The organism is Pseudomonas sp. B10(2017), from assembly GCF_002113295.1.
In the GTDB taxonomy this organism is placed as follows: domain Bacteria; phylum Pseudomonadota; class Gammaproteobacteria; order Pseudomonadales; family Pseudomonadaceae; genus Aquipseudomonas; species Aquipseudomonas pudica.
The window spans coordinates 135,185-156,881 of record NZ_NEJU01000011.1 but is presented as its reverse complement, the minus strand read 5'-3'; the positions used below and the strand labels follow the sequence as shown (position 1 = coordinate 156,881).

Below are 21,697 nucleotides of genomic sequence, written 5' to 3'. Positions count from 1 at the left end.
GCCTCGGACGCGATGCGTATCGGGCCGGCCGGGAAGATTCATCCCCTGCCGCAGGGGGTTATTGAGGAGCTCGCATGACCAAACAACACGCCTTTACTCGGGAAGACCTGCTGCGCTGCAGTCGCGGTGAGCTGTTCGGCCCAGGTAATGCGCAACTGCCCGCGCCGAACATGCTGATGGTCGATCGCATCACCCATATCAGCGAAGAAGGCGGCAAGTACGGCAAAGGTGAATTGGTCGCCGAGCTGGATATCAATCCGGACCTGTGGTTCTTCGCCTGCCACTTCGAAGGCGACCCGGTAATGCCGGGCTGCCTGGGCCTCGACGCCATGTGGCAGCTGGTAGGTTTCTTCCTCGGCTGGCAGGGCCTGCCAGGCCGCGGCCGCGCCCTGGGTTCGGGCGAGGTGAAGTTCTTTGGCCAGGTACTGCCGGAAGCCAAGAAAGTCACTTACAACATTCACATCAAGCGCGTCCTGAAGGGCAAGCTGAACATGGCCATCGCCGATGGCTCGGTCAGCGTCGACGGCCGCGAGATCTACACTGCCGAAGGCCTGCGGGTCGGCGTGTTCACCTCCACTGACAATTTCTAAGGGTTATTCGCATGCGCCGCGTCGTTATCACTGGTCTGGGCATCGTATCGTGCCTGGGCAATGACAAAGCTACCGTCACCGAAAACCTGCGCAACAGCCGTCCGGGTATCCGTTACAACCCGGAATACAAGGAAATGGGGCTGCGTAGCCAGGTTTCCGGGTCCATCGACCTCAACCTCGAAGAACTGATCGACCGCAAGGTCTACCGCTTCGTCGGCCACGCTGCTGCCTACGCCTACCTGGCGATGCAGGATGCGATCAAGGACGCCGGCCTGACCGAAGAGCAGGTTTCCAACCCGCGTACCGGCCTGGTGGCTGGCTCTGGCGGCGCCTCGACCCTGAACCAGATGGAAGCGCTGGACACCCTGCGCGAGAAAGGCGTCAAGCGCGTCGGCCCGTACCGCGTTACCCGCACCATGGGCAGCACCGTTTCGGCATGCCTGGCCACCCCGTTCAAGATCAAGGGCATCAACTACTCGATCTCGTCGGCCTGTGCCACTTCGGCACACTGCATCGGCACCGCCCTGGAGCAGATCCAGTGGGGCAAGCAGGACATCGTCTTCGCCGGTGGCGGTGAAGAAGAGCACTGGAGCCAGTCGTTCCTGTTCGATGCCATGGGCGCCCTGTCGACCAAGCGCAACGAAACCCCGGAACTGGCCTCGCGCGCCTACGATGCCGACCGTGATGGCTTCGTCATCGCTGGCGGCGGCGGCATGGTGGTGGTCGAGGAGCTGGAACACGCCCTGGCCCGTGGCGCCAAGATCTACGCGGAAATCGTCGGCTACGGCGCCACTTCCGACGGCTACGACATGGTTGCTCCAAGCGGCGAAGGTGCCATCCGCTGCATGCAGCAGGCGCTGTCGACCGTCGACACCCCGATCGACTACCTGAACACCCACGGCACCTCGACCCCGGTCGGTGATGTTGCCGAGATCAAGGGCGTTCGCGCCGTGTTCGGCGACAAGGCACCGAAGATCAGCTCGACCAAGAGCCTGTCGGGTCACTCGCTGGGCGCTGCCGGCGTACACGAGGCGATCTACTGCCTGCTGATGATGGAAAACAACTTCATCGCCGGCTCCGCCAACATCGACGAGCTGGACCCGGAGGTCGCCGACCTGCCGATCCTGCGCAAGACCGAAGAAAACGCCAAGATCGACACGGTCATGAGCAACAGCTTCGGCTTCGGCGGCACCAACGCCACCCTGGTGCTCAAGCGCTGGGAAGGCAAGTAAGACGCTGCTGCGGTATACGAAAACGCCCCGACTGGTTCGGGGCGTTTTCATTTGTATCGCCTGTACCGGCCCTATCGCCGGCAAGCCAGCTCCCACAGGTACTGCATAGGCTTCGGAACCTGCGCAGTACCTGTGGGAGCTGGCTTGCCGGCGATAGGGCCAGCACAGGAAAACCCTTATTTCTGCCTGGGCAGTACAGCCAGAAAATTCTCCCTGGCCACCTTGTTGGCAACTTGTTCCGGCAATGCATCCAGAAACGGCCTGAACCCATGCATCTGCTCCCCAAGGCTACCAAACCGCCCCACCACATCCGAACCCAGCATGAACCGCTCCGGGAACCTTTCGACCAGTGCCAGCCACTCCTTTCGTGGCACACCCCGGTCATCCAGCAGGTAGGGTTCCAGCACGCTCCACGACAAATCGACATACAGGTTCGGGTAATCCTCCAGCAACCGCGTCAGCACCGGCAGCAGAAAGTCCATCTGCGTCTGGTGCCTGTGAATCTCCATGCTGCTGCCGGCGTGCGCCCAGATGAACCGCGTGTGTGGGTGATTGCGCAGCGGCTCTTCGATCTCCGCCAGGTACAAGGGGTTGCGCTCGCGCTTGGAGGTGATGTTGGAATGTAGCAGCACCGGCAGGTCGCGCTCGGCCGCCAGGTGGTAGATACGTGTCATGGCTTCGTTGTTGGCGCGCGGCGTGTCACCGCTGGTCAGTGCCGTCAGGTCATCGTGGCGGGTGAACACCTCGCCAATGCCTTGCCACAGCCCCGGATGCAGATCGAGCATGCGCTCGATATGGCTGGCGGCGTTCTTGTCCACCGGATTGAAGCCGGCCAGGAACGGATGAAAGCGCTTGCGCTGCTCGTCGGGCAGTTGCTGCAACGCCGCGGCGACGTAGGTGTCGGTGGCGCTGTACCAGTAGGCTTCGGCGTCGTCCCCGGCGTAATAGCGCGGGCGCTTGGGCTCGTCTTCGTGCCACTTCTTGGCCACCGGGATGCCGGAAATCATCGACTGCTCGATACCGGCGGCGTCCATGGCCTGGATCAGCGCGGGCATGCCTTCGCTTTCCTGGAAGAAGTCGACGTAGTGCAGGTGGGCATCACTGTAGCGGTAGTCACGCGCCTGCGCCGCTTGGCACAGCCAGCTGGATAACAGCACGCAGGCTAGCGCTCTGAAGATCATGATGAAGCTTCCTTTTCCGTGTACCAGATCTCTAGACCGGCCAGCCAACCAGACGGTTCAGCCGCGGCGGGCAAACCGCTATGCTTGAGGCATTTCCACCTTGCCTGGAGCCTTCCAATGAGCAGCCCCCTGGTCATCCGCCCACGCGCCGAATCGGTCGAGGGCCAGCCGATCCTGCGCCCGCTGCCGTCGGCCCAGTGCCGCAGCGTCGGCCCGTTCGTGTTTTTCGACCATATGCTCGAAACCGACTATGCCCCGGGGCATGGCATGGACATCCGCCAGCACCCGCATATCGGCCTGTCGACCCTTACCTACCTGTTCGAGGGGGCAATCCTGCACAAGGACAGCCTCGGCTCGGTGCAACGGGTGCTGCCGGGCGATGTCAGCTGGATGACCGCAGGCAGCGGCGTGGCCCATGTCGAGCGCACGCCTGAAGATGCCCTGGCCCATGGTTCACGCCTGCACGGGTTGCAGGTATGGCTGGCATCCCCACGCGAGCATGAACAAGGCGCGGCAAGTTACAGCCACCACCCGGCAGCGAGCCTACCGGTCAGCGACAGCCTGGGGGTGCGCATCTGCATGATTGCCGGCAGCGGGTTCTGCCTGGAATCGCCGGTGCCGGTGCTCTCCCCTACCCTTTACGCGCATGTACAGATGCAACCGGCAACCACGCTAGTGGTGCCGAACGAGCATGTGCAGCGGGCGCTGTACCTGCTCGATGGTGAGCTGCTGATGAACGATGAGGACGTGGAACCGTGCAGCCTGGTGGTTCTGCCGGAAGGCGAAGAGGTGACGCTGTATGCGGAGGGTGAGTGCCAGCTGGTGCTGATTGGTGGCGCGCCACTGGATGGGCCGCGGCGGATGAACTGGAATTTCGTCGCCAGTGATGCGGAGCTGATCGAACAGGCCCGGGCCAAGTGGGCTGCGGGGGATTGGCCGGTGGTGCCAGGGGAAACCTCGCGAATCGAGTTGCCTAGGTGAAAGGGGGGCGTTTTTGCGACCCATTCGCGGGTAAACCCGCTCCCACAGACAGCGCAGTACCTGTGGGAGCGGGTTTACCCGCGAATGGGCTGCAAAGCAGCCCCGTGCAATCTCAGCGCTGGAAAACTTCGGTCAGCAGGTTATGCATCGCCCGGAACGCCCGCTCCGAGGTGCGCCGGTCATACTGCATCTTGCCCGGCACATTGGCACTCGGGTCGGTAAACGAGTGCACCGCGCCACCATAGCTCAGCAATTGCCAGTCAACCTTGGCCGCGTTCATCTCCTCCTCGAACGCCGGCAACTGCTCCTTCGGTACCAGTGGGTCGGAAGCGCCGTGCAGCACCAGCACCGAGCCCTTGATGCGCTTGGCATCTTCCGGGTTCGGCGTGTCCAGCGTGCCATGGAACGATACCGCCGCACGCAGATCGGCACCGGTACGGGCCAGCTCCAGTGCACCGCAGCCACCAAAGCAGAAACCAAACGTGCCGACCTTGCCCGGCTCCAGCAACGCCTTCGACTGCCCCAGCAACTGCGCCAGGGCTTCCTGCATGCGCTTGCGCAGCTCGCCACGGTCATTCTTCAACGGCATCATCGCCGCGCCGGCCTCGTCAGCGTTGGAGGGGCGCACCGATTGCCCGTACAGATCGGCAATCAGCACAACATAGCCCTTCTCGGCCACTTCCTTGGCGATGCGCTCGGCACCTTCGCCGATGCCCATCCAGTTCGGCGCCATCACCAAGCCTGGGCGGCCCAGCGCCCCTGGTTCATAGACCAGACGGCTTTCGTAGGTTTTGCCGGAAAGGTGATAAACCAGCGATTCGACGATTACTTTGCTCATCAAGCACTCCTTTGGCACTCATCATCAATATGCTCGCCATGAAAAAAGCCCGCCGAAGCGGGCTTTCCTGTGCATCAACTCAAGCAGACAGCTCGACCAACAGCTTGTTCAGGCGACGAACGTAAGCCGCCGGGTCCTTCAAACTGTCACCGGCCGCCAGGGCAGCCTGATCGAACAGGATGTGCGACAGCTCGGCGAAGCGGTCTTCGCTCTGCTCGTTGTCCAGCTTCTCGATCAACGGGTGGGTCGGGTTGAACTCGAAGATCGGCTTGGATTCCGGCACCTTCTGCCCGCTGGCTTCGAGGATCTGGCGCATCTGCAGGCCCAGGTCCTGTTCACCGATGGCCAGGATCGCTGGCGAGTCGGTCAGGCGGTGCGACACGCGCACTTCGGCCACGCTGTCACCCAGCGCGCCCTTCAGGCGCTCTACCAGGCCTTCCTTGTTCTTGGCGACTTCTTCCTGGGCCTTCTTGTCTTCTTCCGAATCCAGCTTGCCCAGGTCCAGGTCGCCACGGGCGACGTCGACGAAGGCCTTGCCGTCGAACTCGTTGAGGTAGCTCATCAGCCACTCGTCGATACGGTCGGTCAGCAGCAGCACTTCGATGCCTTTCTTGCGGAAGACTTCCAGGTGCGGGCTGTTCTTGACCTGCGCGTAAGACTCGCCGGTGAGGTAGTAGATCTTGTCCTGACCTTCCTTGGCGCGGGCCAGGTAGTCTGCCAGGGCGACGCTCTGCTCGCCGCTGTCGTCCTGGGTGGAAGCGAAGCGCAGCAGGCCGGCGATCTTTTCCTTGTTGGCGAAGTCTTCGGCCGGGCCTTCCTTCAGCACCTGGCCGAAGTTCTTCCAGAAGCCCTTGTACTGCTCGGGCTCGTTCTTCGCCAGCTTTTCCAGCATGTCCAGCACGCGCTTGGTCAGCGCGGTCTTCATCGAGTCGATGATCGGGTCTTTCTGCAGGATTTCACGCGATACGTTCAGCGACAGGTCGTTGGAATCGACCACACCCTTGATGAAGCGCAGGTACAGCGGCAGGAACGACTCGGCCTGGTCCATGATGAACACGCGCTGCACGTACAGCTTCAGGCCGCGTGGCGCTTCGCGCTGGTAGAGGTCGAACGGCGCGCGGGCCGGCACGTACAGCAGCGAGTTGTATTCGAGCTTGCCTTCGACCTTGTTGTGGCTCCAGGCCAGCGGGTTTTCGAAATCATGGCCGATGTGCTTGTAGAACTCCTGGTACTCCTCGTCCTTGATCTCGGTACGCGGACGGGTCCACAGGGCGCTGGCACGGTTGACGGTTTCCCACTCTTCGGCCGGCTGTTCTTCGCCTTCGGCGGCAGCCTGCTCCTTCGGCAGCTGGATCGGCATGGCGATATGGTCGGAGTACTTCTTGACCACGTTGCGCAGGCGCCAGCCATCGGCGAACTCCTGCTCGCCCTTCTTCAGGTGCAGGACGATGCGGGTGCCGCGCTGTGGCTTGTCGATGGTGGCAACTTCGAACTCGCCCTCGCCTTTCGACGACCAGTGCACGCCTTCAGCGGCCGGCTGGCCGGCACGGCGGCTGTACACATCGACCTTGTCAGCAACGATGAACGCGGAGTAGAAGCCCACACCGAACTGACCGATCAGGTGCGAGTCCTTCTTCTGGTCACCGGTGAGGTTCTTCATGAAGTCGGCGGTGCCGGACTTGGCGATGGTACCCAGGTGGGCGATGACGTCTTCGCGGCTCATGCCGATGCCGTTGTCCTCGAGGGTCACGGTACCGGCGTCCTTGTCGAAGCTCAGGCGAATCTTCAGGTCGGCGTCGCCTTCGAACAGCTCTGGCTTGGCCAGGGCCTCGAAACGCAGCTTGTCGGCGGCGTCGGAGGCGTTGGAGATCAATTCACGCAGGAAGATCTCCTTGTTCGAATACAGGGAATGGATCATGAGGTGCAGCAGCTGCTTCACCTCGGTCTGGAAGCCCAGCGTTTCTTTTTGAGTCTCCACACTCATGGTCTTCAAAACTCCGATCTGATGGCAGTTGACGCCTGGCGGCCAGGTTGGCCTGCTTTAGCGGCGGATGTCATGCAGATGGGGGCTGCCCGAATGATTTCAAGGGCTTTTCCGGTTCGATCTTGAAATGCGCGCGAGCCGTGGCGATCGGCGACTGCCTGTCACCCTGCCAGGCGGTGATGGCTACATTGGTCACCCGCCGGCCCTGGCGCCACAGCTGGCACTGGGCGTAGGTATCGCGAAAGTGCCCGGCGCGCAGGTAATCGATGGAAAAGTCGATAATCTTCGGAATGCTCGCGCTCTCGCTGAAGATCAGCAGGTAAAGCGCTGCCGAAAGCTCCATGAAGCCCGCGATCACCCCACCGTGGATGGCCGGCAGCAGCGGGTTGCCGATGTTGTCCTGGCTGGCCGGCAGGCGGAACAGCAGGTCATCGCCCTCGCGCTCGCATTCGATGCCGATCAGGCCGGCATAAGGGATCAGCGCCAGCAAGGGCCGATAGTCTCCCTCTGCGTGAGCGGCGTTGAGCTGTTGGCGAACCTCGTGCGGAATCATGCCTCGCCCTCCTTCAGGCTGTTGCCGAAGCGGATGCCCCCCTTGATCTCCTGACCCAGGCGCATGAACGTGCCCACCACCTGGCAAATCGGCTGGGCGGGGTCGTCCTGGTAGGCCGTGCCACGGGTGAAGATCACATCGCGGGTGACCCGGTAGCACTGGGCATGGCCGTAGATGTCCTTGCCGGCCTCGGCCGGGTGCATGTAGTCGATGCGCAGGTCCAGTGTCGGGCACACCTCGAAGCGCGGCAGCACGCACAGCGTGGCCATGCCGCAGGTGGTGTCCATCAGCGTGGTCAGCGCGCCGCCATGCACGGCGCCGGTCTGCGGGTTGCCGACGATGGCCGGTGACCAGGGCAGCACCAGGGTCATGCCATCGGTATCGGCTTGCGCCACACGCATTTGCAACAACTGACAATGTTTCAGGGCCGAGAGAAAACGCTCGGCCATGGCCATCAAGGTTGAATCGCTCATTGGCTGTTTCCCTGCGCATTGCCGCAGCGGCATAAAATCGTTAAAAAGTCTATATAGAACGGGGCGTTATATATGTGTAATCTTCGCGGAACTTATTCCGCGTAGTTGCACTCGAAGGAACAAGTCACTTATTCCACCAAGGAGAAACACCCCCATGCGTAAACCTTTTGCTTTTGCTCTGATGCTGGCCGCTGCCATGGGCCTGGCCGCTTGCGATAAAGCGAGCGAAGACAAAGCCCAGGACGCACAGCAACACGCCGAGCAAGCCCAGGAAAAAGCGGGCGAAGCTCAGGATAAAATGAACGAGGCTGCCAAGGAAAACGCCGAAGCCGCCAAAGATCAGGCCGAAGCCGAGCAGAAGGCCGCCGAAGAAGCCGCTCCGGCTACTCCGGCTCCGGAAGCCGCTCCAGCTGCTCCAGCCGAACCTGCCAAGCAGTAATCGGCTAAAACAAGAAAACCCGACAACGTCGGGTTTTTTTGTGCCTGAAACTTATGGATTAAACGTTTCAGGTAACAGAAACAGTGTTTTCCTTGGCGGTTTCGGTCGAAACACTTTCGGTAGGTGTGAACACCATCACATCCAACACATCCGAATGGAACTCGCGGCGATACAGAATCAGCACTACCCCGACACTCATGACCATGAACAACCATGGGCTGATGAACCAGCTCAACATGGCCATGCCGAAGTAATAGGAACGCAGGCCCAGGTTGAACTGGTTGGCGGCAAGCGACAGCACCCGCGCCGCCCGCGACGCGAATGCCTTGCGCTCAAGTTCATTCACCAGCCGCTCACCGATCATCGGTGCCGAACCCACCAGTACTGCAGCGAAGTTGTATTGGCGCATGCACCAACTGAAGGTGAAAAAGGCGTAGACGAAGACCATGGCCAGGCACAGCAACTTGATCTCCGACATACCCTGGGAGGTCTGCTGCACCAGCGGCAGGTCGGCCAGCAGCGACAGTGCCCGGTCAGAGGCCCCGAGCACGGTCAGGATACCGGCGAGGATGATCAGGGTGCTGGAGGCGAAGAACGAGGCATTGCGCTCGAGGTTGCCGATCACGCTGGCATCGGCAATGCGGTTGTCGCGCAGCAGCATGCGGCGCATCCAGTCTTCGCGGTACAGGTGCAGCACGCTGGCCAGGCACGCGGTGTCGCGGCCCTTCCAGATGGCATAACGGGTGTAACCACCCCAGCACAGGGCGAACCAGGCGATGGCCAACAGATTGTTGAAGTTGCTTTGGATGAAGTTCATGCAGGGTTCCCGGGAGGGCCAGATACCTGAAGGATAGGGACCGGATTTCGACGCTGGCAAGCGGCAAAAGGCACACATCCATCCTGATATTTGCACTGCTCATCCCGGCCTCTTCGCGGGCACGCCCGCTCCCACAGGTACAGCGCCAATTCTGAGGTTTGCGCTTGACCTGTGGGAGCGGGCGTGCCCGCGAAGAGGCCGGTACAGGCAAACAAAAAGCCCCGCATCCTCTCGGATACGGGGCTCTTGAGTTTCCACCCTTGGCGAACACCCTTCGGCTTGTGGCCGGTGCCGCCCTCAGGCTTCGACTATCAGGCCAGCGCTTCGCGCGGCTTGCCAAGCATGCGATCGCAGGCCACGGCGCCAACCAGGGTCACTATCGAAGGCACCAGCCAGGCCAGGCCCTGGTCGCCAAGCGGCAGGTGGGCCATGAAGTCCGGCAGCACATGGGCAATGCTGCTGCCCTTGATCGCATCGACCATGCCGAACAGCAGCGACACCAGCATCACTGGCGCCAGGATGCGGGTTGGCGAGTTCCACAGGTCCTTCACGAAGCTGAGCCCTACCACCACGATGCACGGCGGGTAGATCGCCGTGAGTACCGGGATCGAGAACATGATCAGCTTGGTCAGGCCGAGGTTGGAGATCAGCAGCGAGAAGCCCGCCAGGATAACCACCAGTGCGCGGTAGGACAGCGGCAGGATCTGGCTGAAGTATTCGGCGCAGGCGCAGGTCAGGCCAACCGCGGTCACCAGGCAGGCCAGCGCGATCAGCACGGCAAGGAAGCCGCTGCCCAGAGAGCCGAAGGTATGCTGCACATAGGCATGCAGTACCGCCGCGCCGTTGGTGGCGTCAGCCGCGATGTCGTGGCTGGTTGCACCCAGGCGGAACAGGCTGATGTACACCAGGGCCAGGCCGACACCGGCGATCAGGCCAGCGATGATGGCGTAGCGGGTGATCAGCTTCGGCGACTCGACACCGCGCGAGCGGATGGCGTTGACGATGACGATACCGAACACCAGGGCACCCAGGGTGTCCATGGTCAGGTAACCATCGGAGAAGCCCTTGGAGAACGCTGCGGCGGCATAGGCCGGCTGCGCTTCGCCAATGGTGCCGGCAGGCAGCGCGAAGGCGGCGATGCCCAGCACCGCCAGGGCGATGATCTTCAACGGCGCCAGGAAGCGGCCCACAGTATCGAGCAGCTTGCCCGGGTACATGGACACAGCCAGTACCACGAGGAAGTACACCAGGCTGTAGATGAAAAGTGCCAACGGGCTTTCACCGGTCAGCGGCGCAACGCCCACTTCGAACGATACGGTCGCGGTGCGCGGGGTAGCGAACAGCGGGCCGACCGACAGGTAGCACACAGCTGCCAGCAGGCCACCGAAGAACTTGCCGATGGGGCTGCTCAGGGCATCCATGCCGCCGCCGACCTTGGCCAGGGCAACCACGGTGATGACCGGCAGGCCCACAGCGGTAACCAGGAAACCCAGGGCCGCCATCCATACATGCGGGCCAGACTGCAGGCCGACGATAGGCGGGAAGATGATGTTGCCAGCGCCCACGAAAAGCGCAAACGTCATAAAGCCAAGCGCCAGGATATCCTGGCCTTTGAGAACTTTCATTTAAGGTAGTACCACACTGCTGAAATCGGGATTCGAGAGGGGATTTCCCTTTGGATGAGGGGAAATGCTGCCCGGCTTGATAGGCCAGACCCGTTTAGCGTGTCGTTCCCTTTTGGGGTACGGGCACAGAGTGAACGCGTAATGTAACTGTTTTGTCAGTCAAACGCACTGGCACAGTGCTGCTTGTCCGATGTGCGTACATGTTTGTCGTCTGTGCGACCGAGGACAGCAAGAATTATCCTCGGATTGAAACATTCGTCTGCGTGAAAATTCCTATCAAACCCATCGAAAAATCCATGTTGCCTGTACCCGCGAAGAGGCCGGCACAGAAATACCCAAACCCCGGAAACGACAAAGGCCACCCGAAGGTGGCCTCTGTGCGCGTGGGGGGTGTAGCAGTATTACTTCTTGACTTCCCAGCCAGTCAGCTCGGCCAGAGCCTTGCCGATGTCAGCCAGGGAACGCACGGTTTTCACGCCAGCGTCCTGCAGGGCGGCGAACTTCTCGTCCGCAGTGCCCTTGCCGCCGGAAATGATGGCGCCAGCGTGGCCCATGCGCTTGCCCGCAGGTGCGGTAACACCAGCGATGTAGGAAACGACAGGCTTGGTGACGTTGGCCTTGATGTAGGCCGCAGCTTCTTCTTCAGCCGAACCGCCGATCTCGCCGATCATGACGATCGCTTCGGTCTTCGGGTCTTCCTGGAACAGCTTCAGGATGTCGATGAAGTTGGAGCCCGGGATCGGGTCACCGCCGATGCCGACGCAGGTCGACTGGCCGAAGCCGGCGTCGGTGGTCTGCTTCACAGCTTCGTAGGTCAGGGTGCCGGAACGCGAAACGATACCAACCTTGCCTGGCAGGTGGATGTGACCTGGCATGATGCCGATCTTGCACTCGCCCGGGGTGATGACACCTGGGCAGTTCGGGCCGATCAGGGTCACGCCAAGTTCGTCGCACTTGACCTTGGCATCCAGCATGTCCAGGGTAGGAATGCCTTCGGTGATGCACACGATCAGCTTGATACCGCCGAACGCTGCTTCCAGGATCGAGTCCTTGCAGAAAGGAGCCGGAACGTAGATGACCGAAGCGTCAGCGCCGGTAGCTTCCACAGCTTCTTTCACAGTGTTGAACACTGGCAGGCCCAGGTGGGTGGTTCCACCCTTGCCTGGGGTTACGCCGCCGACCATCTTGGTGCCGTAGGCGATGGCCTGTTCGGAGTGGAAAGTGCCCTGCGAGCCGGTGAAGCCCTGGCAGATGACTTTGGTGTCTTTATTGATCAGGACGCTCATTACTTGCCCTCCGCAGCTTTGACAACTTGTTGAGCAGCGTCGGTCAGGCTGGTTGCCGCAATGATGTTCAAACCGCTTTCTGCCAGTACTTTAGCGCCCAGTTCGGCGTTGTTGCCTTCAAGGCGAACGACGACCGGAACTTTCACGCCGACTTCTTTCACTGCACCGATGATGCCTTCGGCAATCATGTCGCAGCGAACGATGCCGCCGAAGATGTTGACCAGAACGGCCGCGACATTGCTGTCGGACAGAATGATCTTGAACGCTTCGGTAACGCGCTCTTTGGTAGCACCGCCGCCAACGTCGAGGAAGTTGGCCGGCTTGCCGCCGTGCAGGTTGACGATGTCCATGGTACCCATGGCCAGGCCGGCACCGTTGACCATGCAGCCGATGTTGCCTTCGAGGGCAACGTAGTTCAGTTCGAACTTGGCAGCGTGGGCTTCACGGGCGTCGTCCTGCGACGGGTCGTGGAAGGTTTTCAGCTTAGGCTGACGGTACATGGCGTTGGCGTCGATGTTGATCTTGGCATCGAGGCAGTGCAGGTCGCCGTCGGCCTTGATCACCAGCGGGTTCACTTCCAGCAGGGCCAGGTCGTGATCCTTGAACAGCTTGGCCAGACCAACGAAGATCTTGGCGAACTGTTGAACTTGCTTGCCTTCCAGGCCCAGCTGGAATGCCAGCTCGCGACCCTGGAACGGCTGAGCGCCGACCAGCGGGTCGATGGTGGCCTTGAGGATCTTCTCAGGCGTTTCGTGAGCGACTTTCTCGATGTCCACGCCACCTTCGGTGGAAGCCATGAACACGATACGGCGGCTCGAACGATCGACTACAGCGCCCAGGTACAGCTCTTTGGCGATGTCAGTGCAGGATTCGACCAGAATCTTGGAGACGGGTTGACCGTTGGCATCGGTCTGGTAGGTAACCAGATTCTTGCCCAACCACTGTGCAGCGAACGCCTTGGCGTCTTCTTTGCTGCGAACCAGCTTGACGCCGCCCGCCTTACCGCGACCACCCGCGTGAACCTGGGCTTTTACCACCCACTCGTTCCCGCCGATCTTGTCGCAGGCTTCTGCAGCTTGCTCAGGGGTATCGACAGCGAAACCCTTGGAAACTGGCAGGCCGTATTCAGCGAACAGCTGCTTACCCTGATACTCGTGAAGATTCATGCTTTTTACCGTCTTCGTTAGGTACTGCGCTTCGGCGCTGCGCCATCACTGGCGCCGCACCACCTGTGACCGTTGACCCCGGGTTTTCCCGTGTGATCCGGTCCGGCGGACTTTCCGCGGTGAGTCATGCACGCAAGACTCACGACGGGCAGCCCGCCGTGGTTTCTTATAATTAACGCTTCTTACGGTTGGCCACGTGAATGGCGCCGCCATTCACTGCCAGCGCTGCTTCATGCAACGCTTCGGACAGGGTCGGATGGCTGAAGACCATCATGCCCAGATCCTCGGCACTGGTGCCGAATTCCATAGCGATTGCGCCCTGCTGCACCAGTTCGGCAGCCGATGGGCCAATCACGTGTACACCCAGGACGCGGTCGGTCTTGGCATCGGCGATGACCTTGACGAAACCACCGGTGTCGTTGGCGGCCATCGCACGGCCGCTGGCCGCGAACGGGAAGGTGCCCACGTTAACCTCAACGCCTTCGGCCTTCAAGGCCTGTTCGGTCTTGCCGACCCACGCGATTTCCGGGTGGGTGTAGATGACCGAAGGGATCAGGTCGTAGTTCATCTGGGCCTTGTGGCCCTTGATGCGCTCGACCACCATGATGCCCTCTTCCGAGGCCTTGTGGGCCAGCATCATGCCGCGTACCACGTCACCGATGGCGTACACGCCTGGCACGCTGGTAGCGCAGTAGTCGTCGACGAAGATGTAGCCACGCTCGTCGATGGTCACGCCGCTATCGGCAGCCAGCAGGTCGGTGGTCACCGGGCGACGGCCGACCGCGACGATCAGCTTGTCGAAGGTGATCTTCTGCTCGCCGTTGGCGTCGGTGTAGGTCACTTCGACTTCGTTGCCATTGACTTTCGAGCCGGTAACGCGCGCGCCCAGCTTGATGTCCAGGCCTTGCTTGGTCAGGGTCTTCTGGGCTTCTTTCGACACGGCGGTGTCGGCAGCCATCAGGAAGGTGTCCAGGGCTTCCAGGACGGTGACTTCAGCACCCAGGCGAGCCCATACCGAACCCAGCTCCAGGCCGATCACGCCAGCACCGATAACGCCCAGGCGCTTCGGCACGGACTGGAATTCCAGGGCGCCGGTGGAGTCGACGATGACGTTCTGGTCGACCGGAGCCGGCGGAATGTCGATCGGGCGCGAGCCGGAAGCCAGGATCACGTTCTCGGCTTCGATGACTTCGGTGGTGCCGTCAGCCTTGGTGACTTCGACTTTCTTGCCGGCCAGCAGCTTGCCATGGCCCTGGATCGAAGTGACGCCATTGGCCTTGAACAAGGTGGCAACGCCACCGGTCAGGTTCTTGACGATGCCAGCCTTGCGGCCAACCATCGCGGCGACGTCCATCTTCACTTCGCCAGTGGAGATACCGTGGACGTTGAAGCTCTCTTTGGCTTCCTTGTACTTCCAGGAGCTGTCCAGCAGCGCCTTGGAAGGGATGCAACCTACGTTCAGGCAGGTGCCGCCCAGAGCCAGTTTGCCCTCGGCGTCGGTGTACTTCTCGATACAGGCAGTCTTCAGACCAAGTTGTGCGGCCTTGATGGCAGCCACATAGCCGCCAGGACCTGCACCAATCACCACTACGTCGAATTTCTGGGTCATAAAAGATTCCTTATCAGCTACAAGCTACAAGCCGCGAACCGCGCGGCATGGCTTCCTGCGAAGCCAGGGCCGGCACGGTACGCAGCCAGAGGGTTAGATGTCCAGCAGCAGGCGAGACGGATCTTCCAGCAGGTTCTTGATGGTGACCAGGAAGGTTACCGCTTCCTTGCCGTCGATCAGGCGGTGATCGTACGACAGCGCCAGGTACATCATCGGGCGAATCACTACCTGGCCATTGATGGCCATCGGGCGCTGGATGATGTTGTGCATGCCGAGAATGGCGGCCTGCGGCGGGTTGACGATCGGGGTCGACATCATCGAACCGAAGGTACCACCGTTGGTGATGGTGAAAGTGCCGCCGGTCATCTCTTCGATGGCCAGCTTGCCGTCACGGGCTTTTTTGCCGAAGGTGGCGATGCCGTTCTCGATTTCCGCCAGGCTCATCGACTCGGCGTTACGCAGTACCGGCACCACCAGGCCACGGTCGCTGGACACGGCAACGCCGACGTCGGCGTAGCCGTGGTAGACGATGTCGTTGCCGTCGATCGAGGCGTTGACAGCCGGGAAGCGCTTCAGGGCTTCGGTGGCGGCCTTGACGAAGAACGACATGAAGCCCAGGCGTACGCCGTTGTGGGTCTTCTCGAACAGGTCCTTGTACTTCGAACGCAGGGCCATGACCTCGGTCATGTCGACTTCGTTGAAGGTGGTCAGCATGGCCATGCTCGACTGGGCTTCGACCAGACGCTCGGCGATCTTGGCGCGCAGGCGGGTCATCGGCACACGCTTCTCGGTGCGGTCGCCAGCGGCAACGACAACCGGGGCGGTAGCGGCAGCGGCAGCAGGCTTGGCAGCTGCAGCTGGCGCCGACTTCTTGTTGGCGACGGCAGCGACGACGTCTTCCTTGGTGATGCGACCACCTTTGCCAGTGCCGGCAACGGTAGCCAGGTCGATGCCGTTCTCTTCAGCCAGCTTGCGCGCGGCCGGGGCGGCAACCGGGTCTTCTTCGCCAGCGTCCGCAGCAGCGGCAGCCGGGGCAGCAGCGGCCGGAGCGGCAGCTGGCGCAGCGGCGGCAGCACCGCCTTCAACGATCGAACCCAGCACTTCGTCGGACAGGACGGTGTCGCCCTCGCCCTTGACGATGGCGCCCAGCACGCCGTCGGCGGTGGCCAGCACTTCCAGGACGACCTTGTCGGTCTCGATGTCGACGATCAGCTCGTCACGCTTGACGGCATCGCCCGGCTGCTTGTGCCAGGTGGCAACGGTGCCATCGGCAACCGATTCCGGGAAGGTTGGGGCTTTGATCTCGATAGCCATTATCTGTGTTTCCTTAAATTCGGTTTCAGGTGCGCGAAGGCGTTAGACAGTGAACGCGTCTTGCAGCAGTTTTTCCTGCTGTTCGGCGTGCATCGAGGCGTAACCACAAGCAGGCGCGGCAGACGCGTCGCGACCGGCGTATTCCAGGACCAGTGCCTTGTTGTGGCGGCCCAGGATACGGCGCATGTGGTGCTGACTGCTGTACCAGGCGCCCTGGTTCATCGGCTCTTCCTGACACCAGACCGCATGCTTGAGGTTGGTGTACGGAGCCAGGATTTCCACCAGGTCGTCCTCAGGGAACGGATACAGCTGCTCGATACGCACGATGGCGATGTCTTCGCGGCCTTCGGCACGGCGTTTTTCCAGCAGGTCGTAGTAAACCTTGCCGCCGCACAGGACCAGGCGTTCGACCTTGGCCGGATCGAGGCTGTCGATTTCCGGGATCACGGTCTGGAACGAACCTTCTGCCAGGTCTTCCAGGGTCGAGATGGCCAGCTTGTGGCGCAGCAGCGACTTCGGCGTCAGCACGATCAGAGGCTTGCGCAGCGGACGGATGACCTGGCGACGCAGCAGGTGGTAGATCTGGGCCGGGGTGGTCGGTACGCAAACCTGGATGTTGTGCTCGGCGCACAGCTGCAGGTAACGCTCCAGGCGCGCGGAGGAGTGCTCCGGGCCCTGCCCTTCATAACCGTGTGGCAGCAGCATGGTCAGACCGCACAGGCGGCCCCACTTGTGCTCGCCGCTGGTGATGAACTGGTCGATCACCACTTGCGCACCGTTGGCGAAGTCACCGAACTGGGCTTCCCAGATCACCAGCGCGTTTGGCGTGGTGGTCGAGTAGCCGTATTCGAATGCCAGTACCGCTTCTTCCGACAGGAAGGAGTCGTACAGCTCGAACCTAGGCTGGCCCGGGAACAGGTTCTTCAGTGGTACGTAGGTGCTGGCGTCCTTCTGGTTGTGCAGCACCGCGTGACGGTGCGAGAAGGTGCCACGGCCGATGTCCTGGCCGGTCATGCGGATCGGGTGACCTTCGAACTGCAGAGTGGCGTAAGCCATGGTCTCTGCGTAACCCCAGTTGATCGGCAAGCCACCGGCCTGCATCTTCTGGCGGTCTTCGTAGATCTTGGCGACCTGGCGCTGAACGACGAAGCCTTCCGGCAGTTCCAGCAGCTTGGCCGACAGTTCCTGCAGGGTCTTGAGGTCGAAGCGGGTGTCGTGACGCGCGGTCCAGGCATGGCCCAGATACGGACGCCAGTCGACGAACAGCTCGCGGTTCGGCTCCTTGACCAGGCTCTTCACCACGTGCAGGCCATTGTCCAGCGCGTTGCGGTACTCGTCGATCTTGGCCTGGGCGCGCTCGGCATCGATGCGACCGGCCTGGATCAATGCCTCGGCGTACAGTTCACGCGTGGTGCGCTGCTTGCTGATCTGCTGGTACATCAAAGGCTGAGTGCCGTTCGGCTCGTCGGCCTCGTTGTGGCCGCGACGGCGGTAGCAGACCAGGTCGATGACCACGTCACGCTTGAACTGCATGCGGTAGTCGATGGCCAGCTGGGTCACGAACAGCACGGCTTCCGGGTCGTCGCCGTTCACGTGCAGGATCGGCGCCTGGATCATCTTGGCAACGTCGGTGGCGTACTCGGTGGAGCGCGCGTCCAGCGGGTTGCTGATGGTGAAACCAACCTGGTTGTTGATCACGATGTGCACGGTACCGCCGGTCTTGAAACCGCGGGTCTGCGACATCTGGAAGGTTTCCATGACCACGCCCTGGCCGGCGAATGCTGCGTCGCCGTGGATCGAGATCGGCAGTACCTTGTCGCCAACGGTGTCGTTGCGGCGGTCCTGACGGGCGCGCACCGAACCCTCGACCACTGGCGAGACGATTTCCAGGTGGGACGGGTTGAACGCCATGGCCAGGTGCACTTCGCCACCCGGGGTCATCACGTTCGAGGAGAAGCCCTGGTGATACTTCACGTCACCGGAGCCCAGCTCGTTCATCTTCTTGCCTTCGAACTCGTCGAACAGCTCGCGCGGGTTCTTGCCGAAGGTGTTGACCAGAACGTTCAGGCGGCCACGGTGGGCCATGCCGATCACGACTTCCTTGGTGCCGTAGGAACCGGAACGCTGGATCATCTCGTCCAGCATCGGGATCAGGCTCTCGCCGCCCTCGAGACCGAAACGCTTGGTGCCTGGGTACTTGGTGCCCAGGTACTTCTCAAGGCCTTCACCAGCGGTCACGCGCTCAAGCAGGTGGGCCTGCACGTCAGCGGAAAACTCCGGACGGCCGCGCACGCTTTCCAGGCGTTGCTGGAACCAGCTGCGCTGCTCGGAATCGACGATGTGGGTGAACTCGGCGCCGATGGTGCGACAATATGTCTTCTGGAGCGCCTCGAAGATCTCGCGTAGGCTCGCCTCCTCTTTGCCGATGAACAGGTCGCCGGCACGGAAGGTCGTATCAAGATCGGCATTGGTCAAGCCGTAGTGATTGATCGACAGGTCTACAGGCGCAGGACGCTGCCACAACCCCAACGGGTCGAGCTTGGCAGCCTGATGGCCGCGCATACGATAGGCCTGGATCAGTCGCAGAACTTCAACCTGCTTCTTCTCGTGTTCACTGCTCACGCTCCCGGCGGATACCGGTTGGGCGCGGCGCTGGTTCTTTGCCAGCAGTACGAAATGGTCGCGGATTGTCGAGTGCGATACATCGGTAGCGGTGCTGCCGTCGGCGGGCAACTTCTGGAAGTAGGTGCGCCACTCTTCTGGCACAGCGTTAGGGTCGTGCAGGTAGAGCTCATAAAGCTCTTCCACATATGCAGCGTTACCACCTGAAAGGTGGGCGCTTTCCCACATGCGCTGCATCACGCTTTCTTGCATGCTTGGTCACCCTCGGTTAGGGGACTGATCGGCGAGAGCCACAGCAAACCTGGAAAAGTCCGAATACAGCGACTGAACCACGCCACTTGGATCCTGCTGATTTTCCGGGTACCAGCCCGGAAAGCCCCTGCTGGTCTCATATCTTCATAGGTAATGAACGCGGGCTTTGTGGGCCCTTGTTCGGGTTTTACCTCAGTGCGGGCTCACCACCCGCACCTCGGCTTACTGCAGGTACAACACTTTGTATCAGGTGCCGCTTTGCAGCAGCATGTTACGTACGTGACCGATTGCCTTGGTCGGGTTCAGACCTTTCGGGCAAACGTTGACGCAGTTCATGATCCCGCGGCAGCGGAATACGCTGAACGGGTCATCCAGGGACGCCAGGCGCTCCTGGGTCTTGGTGTCACGGCTGTCGGCCAGGAAGCGATAGGCCTGCAGCAGTGCGGCCGGGCCCAGGAACTTGTCCGGGTTCCACCAGAACGACGGGCAGGAAGTCGAGCAGCAAGCGCACAGGATGCACTCGTACAGGCCGTCCAGCTTGTCGCGATCTTCCGGCGACTGCAGGCGCTCGATGGCCGGTGCCGGAGTGTCGTTCTGCAGGAACGGCTTCACCTTCTCGTACTGCTTGTAGAAGATGCTCATGTCGACGACCAGGTCACGAATGACCGGCAGGCCCGGCAGCGGGCGCAGAATCAGCTTGTTGCCCTTTACCACCGCCGACAGCGGGGTGATACAGGCCAGGCCGTTCTTGCCGTTGATGTTCATGCCATCGGAACCGCAAACGCCTTCACGGCACGAGCGACGATAGGAGAAACCTTCGTCCTGCTCCTTGATCAGTGCCAGCACGTCCAGCACCATCAGATCCTTGCCGCCGGTATCGACCTGGAAGGTCTGCATTTTCGGCGCCGAATCGGTGTCCGGGTTGTAACGATAAACTTCGACTTGCAACATAGCGGCCACCCTTAGTAAGTCCGGACTTTTGGTTCGAAGGCTGGAACAGTCTTCGGCGCAAAGTTGACGCCACGCTTGGCGACGCGCTTCTCACCCGGGTAGTACAGGGTGTGGCACAGCCAGTTTTCGTCGTCACGGTCTTCGTAGTCTTCACGGGCGTGAGCGCCGCGGGACTCTTTACGGGCCTCTGCCGCGATGGCGGTAGCTTCGGCGACTTCCAGCAGGTTCTGCAGCTCCAGCGCCTCGATACGCGCGGTGTTGAAGGCCTGGGACTTGTCGTTGATCTTGACGTTGGCGATACGGTCACGCAGACCGGCCAGTTGCTCGATACCCTTCTGCATGTATTCGCCAGTGCGGAATACACCGAAGTAGTTCTGCATGCAGCTCTGCAGCTCGCGCTTCAGGCTGGCAACGTCTTCACCAGTGGTGCGCTCGTTCAGCTTGTTCAGGCGGTTCAGGGCAACATCGACGTCGGTGTCGCTGGCGTCGCGGTATTCCACGCCTTCGGTCAGCGCCTTCTCCAGGTGCAGACCGGCAGCACGGCCGAACACCACCAGGTCCAGCAGCGAGTTGCCGCCCAGGCGGTTGGCACCGTGTACCGATACGCATGCCACTTCACCTACGGCGAACAGGCCAGGGATGATCTGGTCGTTGCCTTCGGCGTCCATGGTGATGGCCTGGCCATGAATGTTGGTGGCAACGCCGCCCATCATGTAGTGGCAGGTCGGGATGACCGGTACCGGTGCGACCACAGGGTCGACGTGGGCGAAGGTCTTGGACAGTTCACAGATACCTGGCAGGCGGCTGTGCAGCACTTCCTCGCCCAGGTGGTCCAGCTTCAGCAGTACGTGGTCCTTGTTCGGGCCCACGCCGTTGCCGGCGATGATTTCCTTGACCATGGAACGGGCGACCACGTCGCGGCCGGCCAGGTCTTTCGCGTTCGGCGCGTAACGCTCCATGAAGCGCTCGCCGTGGGCGTTGATCAGGTAGCCACCCTCACCGCGGCAACCTTCGGTGACCAGTACACCGGCGCCGGCGATGCCGGTCGGGTGGAACTGCCACATTTCGATGTCCTGCACCGGCACGCCGGCACGCAGGGCCATGCCCACGCCGTCACCGGTGTTGATCAGGGCGTTGGTGGTGGAGGCGTAGATACGGCCGGCACCGCCAGTGGCCAGCACGGTGGCCTTGGACTTGATGTACAAGGTTTCGCCGGTTTCGATGCAGATCGCGATCACGCCAACGAATGCGCCGTCCTGGTTCTTCACCAGGTCAACTGCGTAGTACTCGTTGAGGAAGGTGGTGCCGGCTTTCAGGTTGCCCTGATACAGGGTGTGCAGCAGCGCGTGACCGGTACGGTCGGAAGCGGCGCAGGTACGGGCAGCCTGGCCACCCTTGCCGAAGTCCTTGGACTGGCCACCGAACGGACGCTGGTAGATACGACCGGTTTCGGTACGCGAGAACGGCAGGCCCATGTGGTCCAGTTCGAAGACCGCAGCCGGGCCTTCCTGACACATGTATTCGATAGCGTCCTGGTCACCGATGTAGTCGGAGCCCTTGACGGTATCGTACATGTGCCAGCGCCAGTCGTCGTTCGGGTCGGCCGAAGCGATGGCGCAGGTGATGCCGCCCTGGGCGGATACAGTGTGCGAGCGGGTCGGGAAGACCTTGGTGACCACGGCAGTCTTGTGGCCGCCTTGAGCCAGCTGCAGCGCTGCGCGCATGCCGGCACCGCCGCCACCGATGATGATGGCGTCGAAGGAAATGGTTGGAATGCTAGCCAT

18 protein-coding genes are annotated in these 21,697 nt (G+C 61.5%); 4 read left to right on the top strand and 14 right to left on the bottom strand.

Features of this window, described 5'->3' with window-relative positions; genetic code table 11:
* Positions 1-74: 74 nt before the first annotated feature.
* Together fabA and fabB are read left to right on the top strand one after the other, a co-directional pair.
* On the top strand, positions 75-590 hold the full coding sequence (gene fabA, locus CAF92_RS15445; RefSeq protein ID WP_003251509.1) for a 3-hydroxyacyl-[acyl-carrier-protein] dehydratase FabA: 516 nt from the start codon (positions 75-77) through the stop codon (positions 588-590).
* Between the two features lie 11 nt (positions 591-601).
* Complete coding sequence (gene fabB / locus CAF92_RS15440) at positions 602-1,822, top strand: beta-ketoacyl-ACP synthase I (protein ID WP_016711636.1); 1,221 nt, start codon at positions 602-604, stop codon at positions 1,820-1,822.
* A 176-nt stretch (positions 1,823-1,998) separates the two neighbouring features.
* Here the strand turns inward: fabB and CAF92_RS15435 are convergent, their stop codons facing one another.
* Positions 1,999-3,003 carry an amidohydrolase family protein gene (locus tag CAF92_RS15435; protein WP_085601281.1) on the bottom strand — a complete coding sequence of 335 codons (1,005 nt, stop codon included), beginning with the start codon at positions 3,001-3,003 and terminating at the stop codon, positions 1,999-2,001.
* 117 nt (positions 3,004-3,120) lie between these two features.
* Here CAF92_RS15435 and CAF92_RS15430 point away from each other — a divergent pair, with 117 nt between their 5' ends.
* The gene (locus CAF92_RS15430; protein ID WP_046615108.1) at positions 3,121-3,984 is read left to right on the top strand and encodes a pirin family protein; all 864 of its coding nucleotides are present in this window, start codon (positions 3,121-3,123) and stop codon (positions 3,982-3,984) included.
* A gap of 112 nt (positions 3,985-4,096) precedes the next feature.
* On the opposite strand, the gene CAF92_RS15425 is transcribed toward CAF92_RS15430, so the two are convergent.
* The 4 genes from CAF92_RS15425 to CAF92_RS15410 form a co-directional block, all read right to left on the bottom strand.
* Positions 4,097-4,822: a dienelactone hydrolase family protein gene (locus CAF92_RS15425; RefSeq protein ID WP_085601280.1), complete on the bottom strand. Its 726-nt coding sequence runs from the start codon at positions 4,820-4,822 to the stop codon at positions 4,097-4,099.
* A 79-nt stretch (positions 4,823-4,901) separates the two neighbouring features.
* Positions 4,902-6,806, bottom strand: a complete 1,905-nt coding sequence (gene htpG / locus CAF92_RS15420) for a molecular chaperone HtpG (RefSeq protein ID WP_046615106.1) — start codon at positions 6,804-6,806, stop codon at positions 4,902-4,904.
* A 70-nt stretch (positions 6,807-6,876) separates the two neighbouring features.
* The gene (locus CAF92_RS15415; protein WP_046615105.1) at positions 6,877-7,359 is read right to left on the bottom strand and encodes a PaaI family thioesterase; all 483 of its coding nucleotides are present in this window, start codon (positions 7,357-7,359) and stop codon (positions 6,877-6,879) included.
* Entirely contained in the window at positions 7,356-7,832 is a 477-nt protein-coding gene (locus tag CAF92_RS15410) for a PaaI family thioesterase (RefSeq protein WP_085601279.1), read from the bottom strand. The genes CAF92_RS15415 and CAF92_RS15410 overlap by 4 nt, the downstream gene beginning before the upstream one ends.
* Positions 7,833-7,986: 154 nt before the next feature.
* Between CAF92_RS15410 and CAF92_RS15405 the strand changes: the two genes are divergently transcribed.
* The gene (locus CAF92_RS15405; RefSeq protein WP_023661534.1) at positions 7,987-8,271 is read left to right on the top strand and encodes a hypothetical protein; all 285 of its coding nucleotides are present in this window, start codon (positions 7,987-7,989) and stop codon (positions 8,269-8,271) included.
* Between the two features lie 67 nt (positions 8,272-8,338).
* Here the strand turns inward: CAF92_RS15405 and CAF92_RS15400 are convergent, their stop codons facing one another.
* The 9 genes from CAF92_RS15400 to sdhA form a co-directional block, all read right to left on the bottom strand.
* Entirely contained in the window at positions 8,339-9,088 is a 750-nt protein-coding gene (locus CAF92_RS15400) for a DUF599 domain-containing protein (RefSeq protein ID WP_085601278.1), read from the bottom strand.
* 311 nt (positions 9,089-9,399) lie between these two features.
* Complete coding sequence (brnQ, locus tag CAF92_RS15395; RefSeq protein WP_085601277.1) at positions 9,400-10,713, bottom strand: branched-chain amino acid transport system II carrier protein; 1,314 nt, start codon at positions 10,711-10,713, stop codon at positions 9,400-9,402.
* 401 nt (positions 10,714-11,114) lie between these two features.
* Positions 11,115-11,999, bottom strand: coding sequence for a succinate--CoA ligase subunit alpha (sucD, locus tag CAF92_RS15390; RefSeq protein WP_004376004.1), 885 nt, complete (start codon positions 11,997-11,999; stop codon positions 11,115-11,117).
* The gene (gene sucC / locus CAF92_RS15385) at positions 11,999-13,165 is read right to left on the bottom strand and encodes an ADP-forming succinate--CoA ligase subunit beta (protein WP_003254205.1); all 1,167 of its coding nucleotides are present in this window, start codon (positions 13,163-13,165) and stop codon (positions 11,999-12,001) included. Before sucC ends, sucD begins: the two co-directional genes overlap by 1 nt.
* Positions 13,166-13,337: 172 nt before the next feature.
* Positions 13,338-14,774: a dihydrolipoyl dehydrogenase gene (gene lpdA / locus CAF92_RS15380; RefSeq protein WP_085601276.1), complete on the bottom strand. Its 1,437-nt coding sequence runs from the start codon at positions 14,772-14,774 to the stop codon at positions 13,338-13,340.
* A gap of 93 nt (positions 14,775-14,867) precedes the next feature.
* A complete protein-coding gene (gene odhB, locus CAF92_RS15375) occupies positions 14,868-16,088 on the bottom strand; it encodes a 2-oxoglutarate dehydrogenase complex dihydrolipoyllysine-residue succinyltransferase (protein ID WP_085601275.1) in 1,221 nt (406 codons plus the stop codon).
* Between the two features lie 42 nt (positions 16,089-16,130).
* Entirely contained in the window at positions 16,131-18,962 is a 2,832-nt protein-coding gene (locus CAF92_RS15370; protein ID WP_046615100.1) for a 2-oxoglutarate dehydrogenase E1 component, read from the bottom strand.
* Positions 18,963-19,208: 246 nt separating this feature from the next.
* A complete protein-coding gene (locus CAF92_RS15365; protein ID WP_011534752.1) occupies positions 19,209-19,913 on the bottom strand; it encodes a succinate dehydrogenase iron-sulfur subunit in 705 nt (234 codons plus the stop codon).
* 11 nt (positions 19,914-19,924) lie between these two features.
* Entirely contained in the window at positions 19,925-21,697 is a 1,773-nt protein-coding gene (gene sdhA, locus CAF92_RS15360) for a succinate dehydrogenase flavoprotein subunit (protein WP_046615099.1), read from the bottom strand.